This is a genomic window from Burkholderia oklahomensis C6786, assembly GCF_000959365.1.
Lineage (GTDB): Bacteria > Pseudomonadota > Gammaproteobacteria > Burkholderiales > Burkholderiaceae > Burkholderia > Burkholderia oklahomensis.
Map to the genome: position 1 here is coordinate 2,635,218 of NZ_CP009556.1, position 17,197 is coordinate 2,652,414.

Below are 17,197 nucleotides of genomic sequence, written 5' to 3' on the forward strand. Positions count from 1 at the left end.
TGTTCAGTCCGATCACGCCATAGCAACCATAATGACGGTGCTCGCTTCCACCGCCCGTCCGGGCCTTCGCGTTCCCGGCTTCGTGGCCGCCATTCTGTTCGTCTGCGTCACGGCGGGCCGGCCCGCGTCCGCCGATGCGGCCGACGCCTCCACGATCATGGCGGGAGCCGCGGCACCGCCAAGGACAACGCCGGTGGCCGCGCCGGGCGCGAAGACGGCCGCCGCGACGCCCGCTGCGGCGTCGCTCGCCCCGGCTTCGGCCGCCGCGGCTTCGCCCTCGTCCGCGGACGCAGCGGCCGCGTGGTCTTGGGTCGCCGGCCGGCAAGCCGGGGCGGCCGCGTCGAACACCGCGTCGAACACCGCGTCGATCGCCGCGACGAACGCCGGCGCAACAGCGGCACCGGCTCCGGCTCCGGCGACGCTCGCTTCAGCGTTGCCCGATCCGTCCGCCGCGTCGACGTCCGCCCAAGGCGCGCCGCCGCCGCCGGCCGGCACGGGCGAATTCGTCTGCACGCCGGACGGCGGCAAGCCCGGCCGGCCGTCGATCGGCCTCGTGCTGTCGGGCGGCGGCGCGCGCGGCTACGCGCATCTCGGCGTGCTGAAGGTGCTCGAGGCGCACCGGATTCCGGTCGACTGCATCGCGGCGACGAGCATGGGCGCCGTCGTCGGCGGCCTGTACGCGACCGGGATGACCGCGCAGGAAATGCAGCGGCGGTTGTCGCAGGTGAATCTCGCCGACATCGCGTTCGACGTGACCGACCGCGCGGACCTTCCGCAAAAGAAACGAGAGGACGAGCGGCTCTACATCGACAGTCTGACGATCGGCTTCGATTCGAAAGGCTTCAAGGCGCCCGTCGGGCTCGTGCAGGGCAACCGGCTGCAGGCGCTCCTCGCGAACTGGACGGCCGCCGTGCCGACGAATCAGCCGTTCGACCGGCTGCCGATCCCGTATCGCGCGATCGCGACCGACCTGCAGACCGGCCAGAAGGTCGTGCTCGACCACGGCTCGCTGCCGCTCGCGATCCGCGCGAGCATGGCGCTGCCGGGGCTCTTCTCGCCGACCGAGATCGACGGCCGCGCGCTCGTCGACGGCGGACTCGTCAGCAACCTGCCCGTCGACGCCGCGCGCAGGATGGGCGCGGACGTCGTGATCGCCGTCGACATCGGCTCGCCGCTGCGTCCGCTGAACGCGCTGGCGTCGCCCGCCGACGTGATGCAGCAGATGATCGGCATCCTGATCCGGCAAAACGTCGCCGAGCAGCGCAAGCAACTGAAGGCGGACGACATCCTGCTGCAGCCGGACCTCGGCAAGCAGAGCTTCACCGACTTCCAGACCGCGAACCAGGCGATCGCCGCGGGCGAGGCGGCGGCCGTCGCCGCGCTGCCGCGGCTCGAGCGCTATGCGCTGTCGCCCGAGCAGTACGAAGCGTATCGGGCCGCGCACAAGCGGCCGCCGCAGCAGCCGATCCGCATCACGTCGATCGAGATCCGGACCAACGGCTCGTCGGTGCCGAAGCGGGTCGTGCGCAACGCGCTGCGCGTGAAGCCGGGCGACATCTACGATCCGCAGGCGGTCAGCGCCGACGTGTTGTCGCTGACGACGAGCGGCAATTTCGAAAACGTCACGCAGCAGCTCGTCAACGAAGGCGACGAGCACCGGCTCGTGATCGACGCGCAGGAAAAGTACTGGGGGCCGAACTTCCTGCTGTTCGGGCTCGGGATGTCGAGCAGCTCGACCGATGAAGGCGGCTTCAGGCTGCATATCGGCTACCGGCGGCCGTGGCTCACGCCGTCCGGCCTCGAATTCCGCGCGGACACGACGCTCGGCAGCGACATGCAGTCGGCGCACGTCGAGCTTCGCCAGCCGCTCTCCAACAAGATCGGCTATTACGTCGCGCCATACGCGGAGTATCAGCGGCGTTTCGCGAACCTCTACAACGGGGAGAGCGACGTCAAAATCACGCAATACCGGATCCAGACCACACGGGCCGGCCTCGACTTCGGGCTGCCGCTCGCGCGGCTCGGCGATTTCCGCGTCGGGCTCGCGTATACGCACCTCTCGGCCGCGCCGTCGTACAACCTTCTGCTGGACGGGTTCGTCGACGGCGACGGCAATTCACTGTTCCCGTCCTGGTACGCACGGCAGATCAGCGCGCGCGCCCGGCTCGTCATCGACCAGCTCGACGATCAGGTCTTCCCGCGCAAGGGCTATTTCGCGGAATTCCGCGCCGAGCGGTCGCTCGTGACGAGCGAGGACAAGTTCACCGACGTCTACGGCAAGTTGATGGTCGCCGAGCGCTTCGGCCGGCACAGCGTGAGCGCGAGCATCGAAGCGGGCAAGAGCTTCGGCGGCACGAACCTCAGCAATCCGCTCGGCTACACGCTCGGCGGCTTCCAGCATCTGTCCGCGTACGCGGCAGACCAGTTGAGCGGCGACGCGCTCCTCTATGGGCAGCTGACGTACATGAATCAGCTCGCGACGTTCAACGCGTCGCCGATCAAGGCGCTCTACGTCGGCGCAAGCGCGGAAGTCGGCAACGTGTGGTCGCTCGACGCGACGATCCCCGGCGGTCCGCTCAGGCAGAGCTACACGTTCTTCACCAGCCTGATCACGTCGTTCGGGCCGGTGTACGTCGGCGTCGCGCTCGCGCCGGGCGGGCGTCGCAACCTGTACTTCCAGCTCGGCCGCACGTATTGAGCTGGCGGACTCAGCGCTGCCGCATGGCTGCAACGCCGCGAGCCGGTGCGGCGGATCCCTTCGCCCCGCCGGTCGACGAGACGCCGGCCGAATCACGCGGCGCTGGTCGGACACCGTGCAGGCGGCCACCGCGCGTCAGACCGGCCAGCTCATCTCGAAGCGCGCCCCCGACAGCAACAGCGGATCGACGACGGCGACGCGCCCGTTGTGCGCCTGCAGCACCTGCCGCGTGATCGCGAGGCCGAGGCCGTAGCCGGCCGTGTGCCGGTCGAGCCGCACGAATGCCTCGAAGATCCGTTCGCGCTCGTCGAGCGGCACGCCGGGCCCGTCGTCCTCGACGTAGATCTCGATGTTGCCGTGACGCATCCGCAGGCCGGCCTCGATCTGTCCGTGCGCGTGCTTGCTCGCGTTGCGCAGCAGGTTGCGCATCGCATACGACATCAGCCGCTTGTCCATCTTCACGCGCACGTCGGCGGGAAGCGCGACGCGCGCCTCGATCGTCTTGCTCGGGTACAGCAGCGCGGCGTCGGCGACCTGCTTGTCGAACCACGCGACGAGCGCCGTCTGCTCGAGATTCGACTGCAGCGAGCTGTATTCGAGCCGCGCGTACGTGAGGCTCATGTCGATCAGATCGTCGAGCTCGGTCACGTCCTGCTCGATGCTGTCGATCGCGTTCTCGTACTCGGCCGCCGACCCCGGCTCGCGCAGGCTTTCGAGCGCGAAGCGCACGCGCGCGAGCGGCGTGCGCAATTCGTGCGAGATGCCGTTCGTCAGGTCGCGCTGCGCGGCGATCAAACGCTCCATCCGCATCGCGAGCGCGTTCAGCGTGCGCGCGAGCGGCCCGATGATCACGCTGCGCGACTCGCGCGCGCGCGTGTTGAAGCGCCCGCCCGTGAAGTCGATCGCGCGCTCGCGCACCATCACGAGATCCGACCACACGGGCCGCATCCAGCGATAGCCGGTGAGCGCCGGCACCGCGAGCACGAACGCCGCGAGCGGCAGCGCGCCGCCCGGCAGCGCGTCGAGCGCGCGCCACACGGCGCGCGGCCCGAGCGCCGAGCATAGCGTCGCGATCGTCCCGCCGACCGTCACCAGCACGAGGCCGACGAGATGCAGATAGGTCCGCAGGTAAAGGCGCGACCAGCTCGGGATCCGGTCGGCGCGCGTGTCGGTCCACGAGCGGCGGAAATGCAGCCAGCGCCATTTGCAATAGCGGAACGGGGACAATCGGTGCGCTTGCGTGCTGTTCATCTTCGTGTCGCGAATGTCGGGAAATCGGTGCTGTGAATGATCGAGCGGAATCCGGCCGCGCCGCCGGCGAATGGTCGCGGCGAACGGCGGCGGACGCGCAGCCGGCTCGTCGGCTGTGCGGGCGTGCGCGACGCGGACGCCGTGGCGTTTCACCGAGTAAAACCGCGGCGAACGTCGCGTTGTCGTGTTGTCGAATCGCATGGCGACGAGCCGCATCGGCTCGCGTAGCATCGCATCGCGTAGCACGTCGTCGCCGCGCATCGCGACGCGGCGGCGCTCATGCAGTTCGAAATTGCCGACGCGGCACACGTCGTTTCGAACCATGAAACGCGCGGCCGTCGCAAACGGCCCGGCGCGTTCGCGAGCCGCCCGCGCGGAATCGAAAACCGCTCGCGTCGACGCGCAGCTTACTCCCAAGCGTTCTTGCTGAATTGATAACCCTTGCTGCGGATGGTCTTGATCCGCTGCGGACTACTCGCGTCGTCGCGCAGCTTGCGGCGCAGCTTCGAGATCCGGCCGTCGATCGTCCGGTCGAGTCCGTCGAATTCGACGCCGCGCAACTGCAGCATCAGATCGTCGCGGCTCACGACTTCGCCCGCATGGCAGGCGAGCACCCACAGCAGGTCGAACTCCGCCGAGGTCAGCTCGGGCGTCGTGCCGTCGGGCAGGTTGACGGTCCGGTTCGTGCGGTCGATCGTGAACTTGCCGAACGTATGGCTCTCCGGCTGGCCGCCCGCGCCGTCCGCCTGCCGTACCGGCGCGCGGCGCAGCTGCGCCTTGATCCGAGCGAGCAGGATGCGCGGCTCGACCGGCTTGTGCACGTAGTCGTCCGCGCCGAATTCGAGGCCGAGCAGTTCGTCGAACGGCTCGTCGCGGGCCGTCACCATGATGATGACCCCGTCGTAGTGCTCGCGCGCCTCGCGGCAGATCTCGAACCCGTCCTTGCCGGGCAGGTTGACGTCGAGAATCACGAGATCGGGCCGCCCCGTCAGAATCGCGTCGACGGCGTCGTCGCCGTTCAGCACGGTATCGACGACGTACTCGTGTTTGCGCAGGTAGCCCGCGATCAGCGTGGACAGGCGATTGTCGTCCTCGACGAGGAGAATCCGGAAAGGCATGGGCAAATCAGTCGATATGGAAGCCAAATATTATTTGAAACAAGGACTTGGCGCGAACCCGTGAAACTGCCGCACCCACTTTGCAAAATCCCGAAACATTTTGAATGATACTGCGGCGCGAGCCGGCGGATGAAATCGTTCCGTCGGCGGCCGCGAGAATCCCGCGTCAGCGGCCCGTCCGGCGCGGCTTCGGAACGCCCGGCGCGAAGGCCGTCGCGGATGCGGCGCGCCTCGCGCGCGCCCTGGACGATCGGCCGCGGTCGGCGCGATTTTCCCCGTGCATGCGTCCGCCGCGCCGCCGATGCTTGACGAATTGCCGCCGAGAAGGTTCCATACGGGCTCGCTTCATACCCGCGCGGCGCGCCGCGTACCGATTCGATGAATTACCCAGCGATCCTAGAACGCATCCACACCGAACTCGCGCCCTGGATCGGCGCGGGGCGCGTCGCCGACTACATCCCCGAACTCGCGAAAGTGCCCGCCGAACGGTTCGGCATGGCGGTCGTCACGCTCGACGGCGAAGTCCACACGGTCGGCGACGCGCGCGAGCGCTTCTCGATCCAGAGCATCTCGAAGCTGTTCGCGTGCACGCTCGCGTTCCAGCTGCTCGGCGACGAGCTGTGGCAGCGCGTCGGGCGCGAGCCGTCCGGCACCGCGTTCAACTCGCTCGTGCAGCTCGAAAGCGAGCGCGGCAAGCCGCGCAATCCGTTCATCAACGCGGGCGCGCTCGTCGTCGCCGACGTGCTGAGCCGCCGCTTCGTGCGCGCGGAGACGGCGCTCGTCGAATTCATCCGGCGCCTGACCGGCATCGCCGACATCGACTACGATTCGCGCGTCGCGCTGTCCGAGCTGCAGCACGCGGAGCGCAACCGCGCGATGGCGCATTTCATGGCGAGCTTCGGCAACATGCAGATGCCGCCGGAGACGGTCGTCGACGCGTATTGCCGCCAATGCGCGATCACGATGAACTGCGTCGAGCTCGCGCAGGCGGCGCTCTTTCTCGCGAACGGCGGCGTCGCGCCGGCGACGGGCGCGCGGATTCTCGATGCGAGCTCGGCGAAGCGGCTGTCGGCGCTGATGCTGACCTGCGGCACCTACGACGCCGCGGGCGACTTCGTCTACCGCGTCGGGCTGCCGGCGAAGAGCGGCGTCGGCGGCGGGATCGTCGCGGTGCTGCCGGGCGAGATGGCGGTGTGCGTGTGGTCGCCCGGGCTCGATCCGAACGGCAACTCGCTCGCGGGCACGCTGGCGCTCGAGTGGCTGACGACGTATTCGGGGCGTTCGATTTTCTGACGACGTCGGCGGCGCGATGCAGGCTCGGGCGGCGCGCGTGCGCCGCGATGCCGCGGGTCATCGATGACCCACGCGACCGCTTCTCCGCAGGCCGCGTCGCTGGTTATCGATTGGTCACCCGCGCACTGAAAGCGATTTCGCGTGCTTGGCCGGCGGAGAGCCGGACAACGGACCGAGCGGCAACCGAGCGACGAACGTCACCGACATCTGCGACGTTCGCCGCCTGACCGACCGAATTCGGACGGCCTGCCCGACAGCCGCGCTCGCTTTGCCTGCGCTTCGCGCCGCTCGCCCGAACCGCGTGCCGCCCGAACCGCGCCGGCCAAGCCCCGCTTACTTCGCGATGTAGATCCCGGACGTCGGGCACGTGCCCTGCGTGCTCCCGTCCGTCACGAGCGACGCCGCGCTCGGGAACTGCGACGTCGCATCCGTCTTCACCGCAATCCACGCCTCGGTGAAATAGCTGACGTAGTTGACCTTCACGCACTTGAGCGACACCGCGCCGCGCGTGTTGCTGCCGAACGCGCCTTCGAACGCGGTCAGGAGCTGCGTCCGCGTCACCGTGTTGCCCGCGTTCGATTGCAGGAACGTGTTGAACGACGTCGTCGACAGGCGGCTGACCATCCCGGTCGCGTTGTTCCAGTACGCGTCGGCCGACGGCGCCTGCGCGCAGGTGCCGTGCTTGTACCACTCGTGCTTGTCGAGGCACGACACGACGCCCGGCATGTACGTCGACAGCGTGCTCAACGTCGACGAGCCGACCGGGTACGAGTCCATGCTGCACCACTGATGGTTGTTGTCGAGGTCGATCTCGTTCTGCGGCACGCCGCAGTAGAACGGCTGATTGCCGTCGTAGTTGTTCGGCCACAAACCATGCAGCGACAGGTTCGTCGACGCGTACGAACCCGACAGCGTGCCGCACTCGGTGGCGCTGTGCGTCGCGCAGAAGCCCGGTTCCCAGGACGTCGCGAGCAACAGATAGTCGTAGGCGTTGGCGGCGTTGCAAGCCGACGCGACCGCAAGCGCGCACGCGGCGCGCGCGAAGGTATGAAGCATACCGGCCCCCTCAGTATGGACGCGGCGGCCGCGCGAACGGCACCGCGATGTTGGTGAACTGTCGGGTGCCTATTGTGCTTTCGTCAATATTGCAGCGGTGTGACTGCGTGAAGGCGCGACGAAGGTGATGGTCGGCGCAGTTGAACGAGTACGGCGAGCGCGCATGCGATCGCACGCGCGGCGTGGATGTTTCAAACGCGAAATTCAAACGCGGATTCCGATGAAGCGCCGCATGCGCTCGCAGATGGCGTCATTCCCCTCGCCCGTTCATCGCGCATCCCAAAGCGCACAGCCCGCCGCTCGTCGCACGACGCTCGGCGGCGGGGCTCTGCCTTTACATCGACTCAAGCCGGCTGCGCGTCGCGCCGCCGCTCCAGCTCGCGCACGAGCGGCAGCACGCGCCGGCCGAAATACTCGATGTCCTCGAGATAGTGGAGGAATCCGCCGAGCACGAGATCGACGCCGATCTCCTTCAGCGCGACGATCCGCTCGGCGATCTGCCCGGGGGTGCCGATCAGGTTGGTCCTGAAGCCGTCGTTGTACTGAACGAGATCGGCGAATTTCGAATCGGCCCACATGCCCTGCCCCTCGGGCGTCGCCTTGCCTGCTTGCTTGACCGCGTGGCCGAACGCGTTGACGGCTTCGACGTCCGCGTGACGGACGATCTCGTCGAGCACGTCGCGCGCCTCGCGCTCGGTGTCGCGCGCGATGATGAACGCGTTGACGCCGAATTTCACTTGCCGTCCCTGCGCGGCCGCCGCCGCGCGGATCTCGTCGATCTGCGCGCGATGGCCGTCGAGCGTGTTGCCGTTCATGAAGTACCAGTCGGACACGGCGGCCGCCATCCGGCGCGCGGCCGCCGAGTTGCCGCCCTGGAAGATCTCCGGATGCGGCTGCTGCAACGGCTTCGGCTTCAGCGTGTAGTCGTTGAATCGATAGAAGTCGCCCTTGAACGTGAAGTTGTCCTGCGTCCAGACGCCCTTCACCGCTCGGATGAATTCCTCCGAGCGTCGATAGCGCTCGTCGTGCTCGAGCCAAGGCTCGCCGATCGCGGTGAATTCGCCCTTGAACCAGCCGCTCACGACGTTGATCGCGACGCGTCCCTGGTTCAACTGATCGATCGTCGCGAGCTGCTTCGCGACGACGGCCGGATGCCACGGCCCCGGCAGGATCGCGGCGATTACCTTCAGCCGCTCGGTCGCGGCGAGGAGCGCATGGCTGAACGCGACGGATTCGTGCTGAAACTCGGCGCCGTAGCCGGCCGTGAAGCGGATCTGGGACAACGCGTAATCGAAGCCGTTCTTCTCGGCGAGCTGCGCGAGACGCCGGTTGTAGTCGATATCCCAGCTCGTGCGCTGCTCGATCTTGCTGACGACCAGGCCGCCGCTGACGTTAGGCACCCAGTAGGCGAACTTGAGGTGGTCCGGCTCGTGACTCATCGGATCGTTCCTTGAAGCATGAAGGGGATGGCAAGGATTCGGCGGCGCGCGGCCGGCCGGTCGGCAATGGCCCTCGGACGCGCCGCTTCGCGCGGCGTCTGTCCCGGCGCATCGTAGGGCGGGCCGGTATGACGGCCAACCAATGAATTCAGCTATCGATGCCCGCCGCCGCGAGATATGCAAATGACGCGCGGCGGCGACGGAGAGGCCCTCGCGTCGTCGCGCCCGCCCCGCTCATGTAACGAACTGTCGGAATATTGAGGAAATTTGTCGCCGCGTTGAACCTGGCGCGCCTTTCCGTATTCCAATGGACGGTTTGCATTTTCATTACAATTGCTCGCCTGCCACGCCTTACCGTTCCGCCTCCCATGAAAAAATCCCAACGCCGCTGGATCGCCGCGGCGGCCGGCGTCGTCGTGCTCGCCTCGCTCGTCGTGCTGGTCCAACGCTTCTTTGCGAAAGACAAAGCGCCGCACTACCTGACCGCGAAGGTCGCCCGAGCCGACCTCGAAAACGCCGTGCTGGCCACGGGCACGCTCCAAGCGTTCAAGCAGGTCGACGTCGGCGCGCAGGTGTCCGGCCAGTTGAAATCGCTGAAGGTGAAGCTCGGCGACAAGGTGAAGAGGGACCAATGGCTCGCCGAGATCGATCCGGTGATCTCGCAAAACGAGCTGCGCCAGGCCGAAGCGAACGTCGACAACCTGATCGCGCAGAAGCGCTCGACCGCCGCGCAGCTGAAGCAGGCCGAGCTCGCGTTCAAGCGGCAGCAGCAGATGCTGCCCGACGACGCAACCTCGCGCCAGGACTACGAGGCCGCCGCCGCGACGCTCGACGTGCAGCGCGCGAGCCTCGCCGCGCTCGACGCGCAGATCCGCGAGGCGCGGATCAAGATCGAGATCGCGCGCGCGAACCTCGGCTACACGCGAATCGCCGCGCCGATCGACGGCGAAGTGGTCGCGATCGTCACGCAGGAAGGCCAGACCGTGATCGCGCAGCAGCAGGCGCCCGTGATCCTGAAGCTCGCCGAGCTCGACACGATGACGGTCAAGGCGCAGGTGTCCGAAGCGGACGTGATCCGCATCCACCCCGATCAGGCCGCGTACTTCACGATCCTCGGCGAGCCCGACAAGCGCTACTACGGCAAGCTGCGCGCGATCGAGCCCGCGCCGCAGAACTTCCTCGACACGCAAGGCGGGCTCGGCGGCATGGGCGGCGGCGGCTCGTCGAAATCGAACACCGCGGTGTTCTACAACGCGCTCTTCGAAGTGCCGAATCCCGGCCACCGGCTGCGCATCTCGATGACCGCGCAAGTGAGCATCCTGCTCGGCACCGCGCGCAACGCGCTCAACATTCCCGTCACCGCGCTCGGCGCGAAGGACAAGGACGGCACGTACCCGGTGCGCGTGGTCGGCGCCGACGACAAAGTCGCGACCCGCAAGGTCCGCACCGGCATCAACAACAACGTGAAGGTCGAAGTGCTCGCGGGCCTCACGGAAGGCGAGCGCGTGATCATCGGCGATGCGAACGAACCCGCGGCCGCCGGCGCCGCCGCGTCCGACGCGGGGAACTGACGATGGCCGAACCGCTGCTGCAACTGACGCGCATCACGCGGCGCTTTCCCGCGGGCGACAAGGACGTCGTCGTGCTCGACGACGTGAATCTCTCGATCGACGCGGGCGAGATCGTCGCGATCGTCGGCGCGTCCGGCTCGGGCAAGTCGACGCTGATGAACATCCTCGGCTGCCTCGATCATCCGAGCTCGGGCAGCTACAAGGTGAGCGGACGCGAGACGAGCGAGCTCGAAAGCGACGAGCTCGCGCGCCTGCGCCGCGAGCATTTCGGCTTCATCTTCCAGCGCTATCACCTGCTGCCGCATCTCTCCGCGGCCGCGAACGTCGAGATGCCGGCCGTCTACGCGGGAAGCGCGCACGCCGAGCGGCGCGAGCGCGCGCTGAAGCTGCTCGCGCGGCTCGGCCTGTCGGATCGCGCCGACCATCGGCCGAGCCAGTTGTCGGGCGGCCAGCAGCAGCGCGTCAGCATCGCGCGCGCGCTGATGAACGGCGGCGAAGTGATTCTCGCCGACGAGCCGACGGGCGCGCTCGATTCGAAGAGCGGCCAGGACGTGATCCGGATTCTGCGCGAGCTGAACGCGCTCGGCCACACGGTCATCATCGTCACGCACGACGAGCACGTCGCCGCGCATGCGCGGCGCATCATCGAGATCAGCGACGGCCGGATCGTCGGCGACCGGCTCAATCCGCGCGCGGACGACGCCGACGCCGAGCACGACGCGAACGGCAGCCCGACGCCCCACCGCACGCGCCGTCTGTCGGCGGGCGTCGGCCGTTTCGCGGAAGCGTTCCGGATGGCGTGGATCGCGCTCGTGTCGCATCGGCTGCGCACGCTGCTGACGATGCTCGGCATCATCATCGGGATCACGTCGGTCGTGTCGATCGTCGCGATCGGCGAAGGCGCGAAGCGCTACATGCTCGACGAGATCGGCAGCATCGGCACGAACACGATCAACGTCTACCCCGGCCGCGATTGGGGCGACAGCCGCGCGGACACGATCCAGACGCTCGTGCCCGCCGATGCGGCCGCGCTCGCCGAGCAGATCTACGTCGACAGCGCGACGCCCGAGACGTCGCGCAGCCTGCTGCTGCGCTATCGGAACGTCGACGTGAACGCGCTCGTGAGCGGCGTCGGCGAGCGCTTCTTCCAGGTGCGCGGGATGAAGATGGCGCAAGGCATCGCGTTCGGGCCCGACGAGGTGCGCCGCCAGGCGCAGGTCGCGGTGATCGACGAGAACACGCGCCGCAAGCTGTTCGGCGCGAATCCGAACCCGCTCGGCGAAGTGATCCTGATCGACAACCTGCCGTGCGTCGTGATCGGCGTGACCGCGGAAAAGAAGAGCGCGTTCGGCGACATGAAGAACCTCAACGTCTGGGTGCCATACACGACCGCGTCGGGGCGCCTGTTCGGCCAGCGCCATCTCGACAGCATCACCGTGCGCGTGCGCGACGGCCAGCCGAGCGACGCGGCCGAGAAGAGCCTGACGAAGCTGATGCTGCAGCGGCACGGCCGCAAGGACTTCTTCACGTACAACATGGACAGCGTCGTCAAGACCGTCGAGAAAACCGGACAATCGCTGACGCTGCTGCTGTCGCTGATCGCGGTGATCTCGCTCGTCGTCGGCGGGATCGGCGTGATGAACATCATGCTCGTGTCCGTGACCGAGCGCACGCGCGAGATCGGCATCCGGATGGCGGTCGGCGCGCGGCAGGCCGACATCATGCAGCAGTTCCTCGTCGAAGCCGTGACCGTCTGCCTGATGGGCGGCGCGATCGGCATCGTGCTGTCGTTCGGGATGAGTTTCCTGTTCTCGCTGTTCGTCGACCAATGGAAGATGGTGTTCTCGGCCGGCTCGATCGTGTCGGCGTTCCTGTGCTCGACGCTGATCGGCGTCGTGTTCGGCTTCATGCCCGCGCGCAATGCATCGCGGCTGGATCCGATCGATGCGCTCGCGCGCGATTGAGGTGAAGCGATGACGATCTTCCCGACCCGTCGTTTCGCCCGGCGCGCCGCGACGTTTGCATGCGCGTGCGCGCTGCTGTCCGGCTGCGCGACGCGGTCGCGCGACACGCCGCCGCCCTCGGTCAGCTTGCCCGAGCAATGGGCGTCGCCCGTCGCCGCGCAGGCGAGCGCCGCGCCCGATGACTGGTGGCGCCGCTTCGGCGACCCGACGCTCGATCGCCTGATCGACGAAGCGCTGCGCACGAACAACGATCTCGCGGCCGCCGCGATCCGCGTCTATCGCGCTCAACTGCAAGCGGGGCTCGCCGATACGAACCTGACGCCGAACGTGACACTCGGCGCGACCGGCAACGTGTCGCGCACGCTCGACACGCACCGGATGGGCCGCACGAGCGGCATCACGGCGACGCTCGGCTACGAGCTCGACTTGTGGGGCAGGCTCGCCGCGCAGCGCGACGCCGCGCGCTGGGCGCTCGAAGCGACGCAGGCCGACCGCGATGCGGCGCGGCTGTCGCTGATCGGCACGACGGCCGCGCTGTACTGGCAGGTCGCATATCTGAACCAGCAGATCGCGCTCGGCGACGCGAACATCGCGTATGCGGAGCGGACGCTGAAGCTCGTGCGCTCACGCCATGCGGCGGGAGCGACGTCCGGTCTCGACGTCGCGCAGGCCGAGCGGAACCTGTCCGCGCTGCGTGCCGACCAGACGCAGCTGATCCAGCAGCGCGCCGAGAACCGCAACGCGCTCGCGATCCTGTTCGATCGGCCGCCGCAGCGGCAAGCGGCCGAGCGCGGCGCGCTGCCCGATGCGCCGCTGCCGGAAGTCGCCGCGGGCCTGCCCGCCGAGCTGCTCGGCCGCCGCCCCGATCTGCGCGCGGCCGAGTTCCGGCTGCGCGAATCGCTCGCGAACGTCGACGTGACGCGCACGAGCTTCTACCCGACGTTCACGCTGACGGGCAGCGTCGGCACGTCGAGCACGAGCCTCGAGCGCGTGCTGCAGAATCCGGTCGCGACGCTCGGCCTCGGGCTCACGCTGCCGTTCATCCAGTGGAACACGATGCAGTTGCAGATCAAGGTGTCGAAGTCGCAGTACGAGGAAGCCGTCGTCAATTTCCGGCAGAACCTGTACCGCGCGCTCGGCGAAGTCGAGAACGCGCTGTCCGCGCGCGTGCAGCTCGAAGCCGAGGCCGACGAGCGCGCGCTCGCGCTCGCGCAGGCGCGGCGCGCGGAAACGCTCGCGAAGGCGCGCTTCATCGCCGGCGCGACGGGCGTGCAACCGTGGCTCGACGAGCAGCAACGGCTGCGCGATGCGCAAAGCGCGCTGGCGCGCACTCAGCTGGGCCGCCTCAACAACCGGATGAACCTGTACAAGGCGCTGGGCGGCGCGGACCGACTGTCCTGACGGCCCCCGCCTGACCGGCCGTCCGCCGCCGTTTCGAGGCTCCGTTCGAAAGCACTCGCTAGCCGAAATCCGACAGCCTTGCATCGTCTTTCCTACGCATACGAAGAAAGGACGATGCAGGAACGTACTCGTGCTGCTCATTCGGGTCGCCGCCTGGGCCATGCGCGCCGCGATGCTGTCGACGATGCCCGCCTACATGCGCGAACTCGCGGGCACGCGCCAGCCGAACTGAGTCGACGCCGCCGTCACGCGGCTCGTGTGCGCATCGCGATGACGCGATGAAGCTCCTGGCGGCGCAGCGCGCCACGCTCGCGCTCGTCGACGCGATCACGCCACCGCCCTGCCCGGTCATCGAGCCCGTGATCCGCGGCGTGCCGCCCGAGCGCGGCGAAACGCCGACGCCGGCCGAGGCGCGCGAACGGTACGGTCGAATCAGCGCGGCGGATCTGCCGAAGAGCAATGTCGGCAAGATCCTGCGGCGCGAGCTGCGCGACGCCGTGCCGTGCCATGCCATGCCGCCATGCCGCCGCGCCGCGAGCCGGCGCGCCGGCCGTCAAATCACGTCATGTCACGCTACGCCAAGCCCGGCGAGCGGATGCGCATCGCGCTTCCACGGCGACGTCAGGAAATGCTGGACCCGCTCGCGCTGCACCTCGACGAGCGACGCGGGCGCCCAGCCCGGCCTGCGGTCCTTGTCGACGAGATGCGCACGCACGCCCTCGCGGAAATCGCCCTCCTCGATCGCGCGCGTGACGATCCCGAGCTCCATCCGGAACGATTCGGCGAGCGCCATCTGCCGGCCGCGCAACAGCGCCTCGCGCGTCACTTCGAGCATCGTCGGCGAATGGCTCGTCAATGCGTCGAGCGTCGTCTGCAGCCATTGCCGATGCTCGCGCGACAGCTCGTCGCGCGTCAGATCCTGCCGCAGCGTCGCGACGATCCGCTCGACGCCCGAGCGCTTGTCGAAGTGCCGGACGATCCACGGCATCTGACTGTCGAGCGCCGCATGCGGCACGACGTTGCACGGCGGCGCGAACACCGTGCGCAATGCGCGCAGCGCGTCGCCCGACCAGTCGGTGCGTTCGAGCCGCGTCTCGAACGTGTCGAGCCACGACGACGGCACCGACAGATCGGCCAGCTTCGCGACGAGCGCATCCGCGCCCGACAGCGTCGCGCCCGTCAGGCCGACGTACAACGACAGCTCGACCGGCAGCTTCGCGAGAAAATGCGTCGCGCCGACGTCGGGCACGAAGCCGATCCGCGTCTCCGGCATCGCGATCTTGCTGCGCTCGGTCGACACGCGCAGCGCGGCGCCCTGCGCGAGTCCCATCCCGCCGCCCATCGTGATGCCGTCCATCAGCGCGACGACGGGCTTCGGAAACGTGTGGATCGCGTAGTCGAGCCGGTATTCGTCGACGAAGAACGGCAGCCAGTCGCGGCCGCCCGCTTTCGCCATCCGGTAGAGCGCGCGCACGTCGCCGCCCGCGCAGAAGCCCTTGTCGCCCGCGCCGCGCAACACGACGGCGACGATCGAGCGATCGTCGCGGCAGCGCTCGAGCAATGCGGCGAGCTCGCGCACCATCTCGTGCGACAGCGCGTTGAGCGCGGCCGGCCGGTTCAGCGTGATCAGCGCGACGCGATTCACGACGCGCATCGACACGTCGTGAACCGCGTCGCGATGGACGTCGTGCATCATCGGCGCGCTCATTGCGGCTGCCCTCCGTCGTCGATTCGCCATTGCGGCTTGCGCTTGCCGAGGAATGCGGCGACGCCTTCGCGCGGCTCGCCGCCGTCGAACAGGTCGACGAAGCGCTCGCGCTCGATTGCGAGCGCCGCGCCGCGCGGCACGCCCTGCCGCGCGAGGCCGATCAGCGCCTTCGCGACGCCGACCGCGCGCGGACCGAGCGCGACCGCGCCGCGCGCGAGCTCGAGCGCGGCGTCGCGCGCCCGGCCCGTGTCGACGACCTCCTCGACGAGGCCGATGCGCAGCGCCGTTTCGGCGTCGACGCGCACGCCCGCGAGGATCATCCGCTTCGCCCAGCCTTCGCCGACGAGCCAGGGCAGCGTCTGCGTGCCGAGCCCGCACGGCGTGAGGCCGACCGACGGCTCGGGCAGCGCCATCTGCGCATGCCGCTCGGCGATCCGCATGTCGCACGCGAGCGCGCATTCGAGGCCGCCGCCCATCGCATAGCCGTTGATCGCGGCGATCGTCGGGAAGCGCGCGTCGTGCAACGCCTCGAACGCGGCGCCGAAGCGCGCGGCCATCGTGCGCGCCATCGCGTGATCGCCTTCGGCGAACGAGTGCAGGTCGGCGCCCGCGCTGAAGAACTTCGGGCCGTCGCCCGTGACGACGAGCGCGCGCACGCGCGAATCGGCTTCGAGCCGCTCGATCGTGCGCTGCAGTTGCAGGAGCCCGTCCGCGCTGAACGTGTTCGCGGACGGGCGCTTGAGCGTGACGAGCGCGATCGCGCCGTCGTCGGCGTAGTCGAGCTCGATCATCAGGCGTCCTTCTTGACCGGCTGGTACAGACGGATCACCGCCGAGAAGTCGAGCTTGCCGTCGCCGCGGCTGCTCATCGTCTGATAGAGCTGCTGCGCGAGCGCGCCGAGATAGACCGGCTGCCGCACGTGCTTCGCCGCGTCGTTCGCGAGGCTGAGATCCTTCAGCATCAGATCGGTGCCGAAGCCGCCCGTGTAGCCTCGCGACGACGGCGCGGTCTCGATCACGCCCGGATACGGGTTGTACGTATCGGCGCTCCAGCAGCGGCCCGTCGACGTGTTGATGATGCCCGCGAGCACCTTCGGATCGATGCCGAGCGACGCGCCGAGCGCCATCGCCTCGGAGACGCCCGCCATCGTGATCCCGAGCACGAGGTTGTTGCAGACCTTCGCGACCTGCCCCATCCCGGTCGCGCCGCAGTGGACGATGTTCTTGCCCATCGCCGAAAGCACCGGCTTCACGCGCTCGTAGTCGGCGTCGCTGCCGCCGACCATGAACGTCAGCGTGCCCGCCGCCGCGCCGCCCGTGCCGCCCGATACCGGCGCGTCGACGAACGCGCCGCCCTTGCCGCGCACGAGCTCGCCGAACGCCTGCGCGCTCGCCGGATCGATGGTGCTCGAATCGATCAGCATCGCGCCCGCGCCGAGGCCGGCCAACACGCCATCGTCCTGCGTGAGCACGGCGCGCACGTGCGCGGCCGCGGGCAGCATCGTGACGACGAACTCGGCGCCCGCCGCCGCGTCGCGCGGCGACATCACGACCTGCGCGCCGCCGTCCTTCACGAGACGCAGCGCATCCTCGCTCAAATCGAACGCGCGCACTTCATGGCCCGCCTTCAGCAGGTTGAGCGCCATCGGCGCGCCCATGTGGCCCAAGCCGATAAAACCGATCTTCATCGCGCCTCCCA

The 17,197-nt window shown here is 68.6% G+C and carries 14 protein-coding genes; 5 read left to right on the forward strand and 9 right to left on the reverse strand.

Annotation, left to right across the window (positions count from 1 at the left end):
- Positions 1-12: 12 nt before the first annotated feature.
- Positions 13-495, reverse strand: a complete 483-nt coding sequence (locus tag BG90_RS37645; protein ID WP_010118171.1) for a hypothetical protein — start codon at positions 493-495, stop codon at positions 13-15.
- On the opposite strand from BG90_RS37645, the gene BG90_RS29365 reads away from it, so the two are divergent.
- Positions 434-2,698, forward strand: a complete 2,265-nt coding sequence (locus tag BG90_RS29365; protein WP_010118170.1) for a patatin-like phospholipase family protein — start codon at positions 434-436, stop codon at positions 2,696-2,698. The genes BG90_RS37645 and BG90_RS29365 overlap by 62 nt on opposite strands.
- A gap of 135 nt (positions 2,699-2,833) precedes the next feature.
- On the opposite strand, the gene BG90_RS29370 is transcribed toward BG90_RS29365, so the two are convergent.
- Both BG90_RS29370 and BG90_RS29375 read right to left on the reverse strand, forming a co-directional pair.
- Entirely contained in the window at positions 2,834-3,949 is a 1,116-nt protein-coding gene (locus BG90_RS29370) for an ATP-binding protein (RefSeq protein ID WP_038801351.1), read from the reverse strand.
- Between the two features lie 407 nt (positions 3,950-4,356).
- Positions 4,357-5,067: a response regulator gene (locus BG90_RS29375; RefSeq protein WP_010108379.1), complete on the reverse strand. Its 711-nt coding sequence runs from the start codon at positions 5,065-5,067 to the stop codon at positions 4,357-4,359.
- Positions 5,068-5,445: 378 nt separating this feature from the next.
- On the opposite strand from BG90_RS29375, the gene BG90_RS29380 reads away from it, so the two are divergent.
- Positions 5,446-6,360, forward strand: a complete 915-nt coding sequence (locus BG90_RS29380; RefSeq protein ID WP_010108377.1) for a glutaminase — start codon at positions 5,446-5,448, stop codon at positions 6,358-6,360.
- A gap of 333 nt (positions 6,361-6,693) precedes the next feature.
- On the opposite strand, the gene BG90_RS29385 is transcribed toward BG90_RS29380, so the two are convergent.
- Together BG90_RS29385 and sfnG are read right to left on the reverse strand one after the other, a co-directional pair.
- On the reverse strand, positions 6,694-7,416 hold the full coding sequence (locus BG90_RS29385; protein WP_010118166.1) for a ribonuclease T2: 723 nt from the start codon (positions 7,414-7,416) through the stop codon (positions 6,694-6,696).
- A gap of 344 nt (positions 7,417-7,760) precedes the next feature.
- Positions 7,761-8,855 (reverse strand): dimethylsulfone monooxygenase SfnG, encoded by a 1,095-nt coding sequence (sfnG, locus tag BG90_RS29390; RefSeq protein ID WP_010118164.1) that lies wholly within the window; start codon positions 8,853-8,855, stop codon positions 7,761-7,763.
- A gap of 368 nt (positions 8,856-9,223) precedes the next feature.
- Between sfnG and BG90_RS29395 the strand changes: the two genes are divergently transcribed.
- From BG90_RS29395 to BG90_RS29405, 3 genes are read left to right on the forward strand one after another with little or no spacing between them, the layout of a single operon-like run.
- Complete coding sequence (locus tag BG90_RS29395; protein WP_010118163.1) at positions 9,224-10,426, forward strand: efflux RND transporter periplasmic adaptor subunit; 1,203 nt, start codon at positions 9,224-9,226, stop codon at positions 10,424-10,426.
- Between the two features lie 2 nt (positions 10,427-10,428).
- The gene (gene macB / locus BG90_RS29400; RefSeq protein ID WP_041281966.1) at positions 10,429-12,390 is read left to right on the forward strand and encodes a macrolide ABC transporter ATP-binding protein/permease MacB; all 1,962 of its coding nucleotides are present in this window, start codon (positions 10,429-10,431) and stop codon (positions 12,388-12,390) included.
- 9 nt (positions 12,391-12,399) lie between these two features.
- Positions 12,400-13,791 carry an efflux transporter outer membrane subunit gene (locus BG90_RS29405; protein WP_010118159.1) on the forward strand — a complete coding sequence of 464 codons (1,392 nt, stop codon included), beginning with the start codon at positions 12,400-12,402 and terminating at the stop codon, positions 13,789-13,791.
- A gap of 245 nt (positions 13,792-14,036) precedes the next feature.
- On the opposite strand, the gene BG90_RS29410 is transcribed toward BG90_RS29405, so the two are convergent.
- From BG90_RS29410 to mmsB, 4 genes are read right to left on the reverse strand one after another with little or no spacing between them, the layout of a single operon-like run.
- Positions 14,037-14,300 (reverse strand): hypothetical protein, encoded by a 264-nt coding sequence (locus BG90_RS29410; protein WP_124072323.1) that lies wholly within the window; start codon positions 14,298-14,300, stop codon positions 14,037-14,039.
- 59 nt (positions 14,301-14,359) lie between these two features.
- The gene (locus tag BG90_RS29415) at positions 14,360-15,499 is read right to left on the reverse strand and encodes an enoyl-CoA hydratase/isomerase family protein (protein WP_010118155.1); all 1,140 of its coding nucleotides are present in this window, start codon (positions 15,497-15,499) and stop codon (positions 14,360-14,362) included.
- Positions 15,496-16,290 carry an enoyl-CoA hydratase gene (locus BG90_RS29420; RefSeq protein WP_010118154.1) on the reverse strand — a complete coding sequence of 265 codons (795 nt, stop codon included), beginning with the start codon at positions 16,288-16,290 and terminating at the stop codon, positions 15,496-15,498. Before BG90_RS29420 ends, BG90_RS29415 begins: the two co-directional genes overlap by 4 nt.
- Positions 16,290-17,186 (reverse strand): 3-hydroxyisobutyrate dehydrogenase, encoded by an 897-nt coding sequence (mmsB, locus tag BG90_RS29425; protein ID WP_010118153.1) that lies wholly within the window; start codon positions 17,184-17,186, stop codon positions 16,290-16,292. The genes BG90_RS29420 and mmsB overlap by 1 nt, the downstream gene beginning before the upstream one ends.
- Between the last annotated feature and the right edge of the window lie 11 nt (positions 17,187-17,197).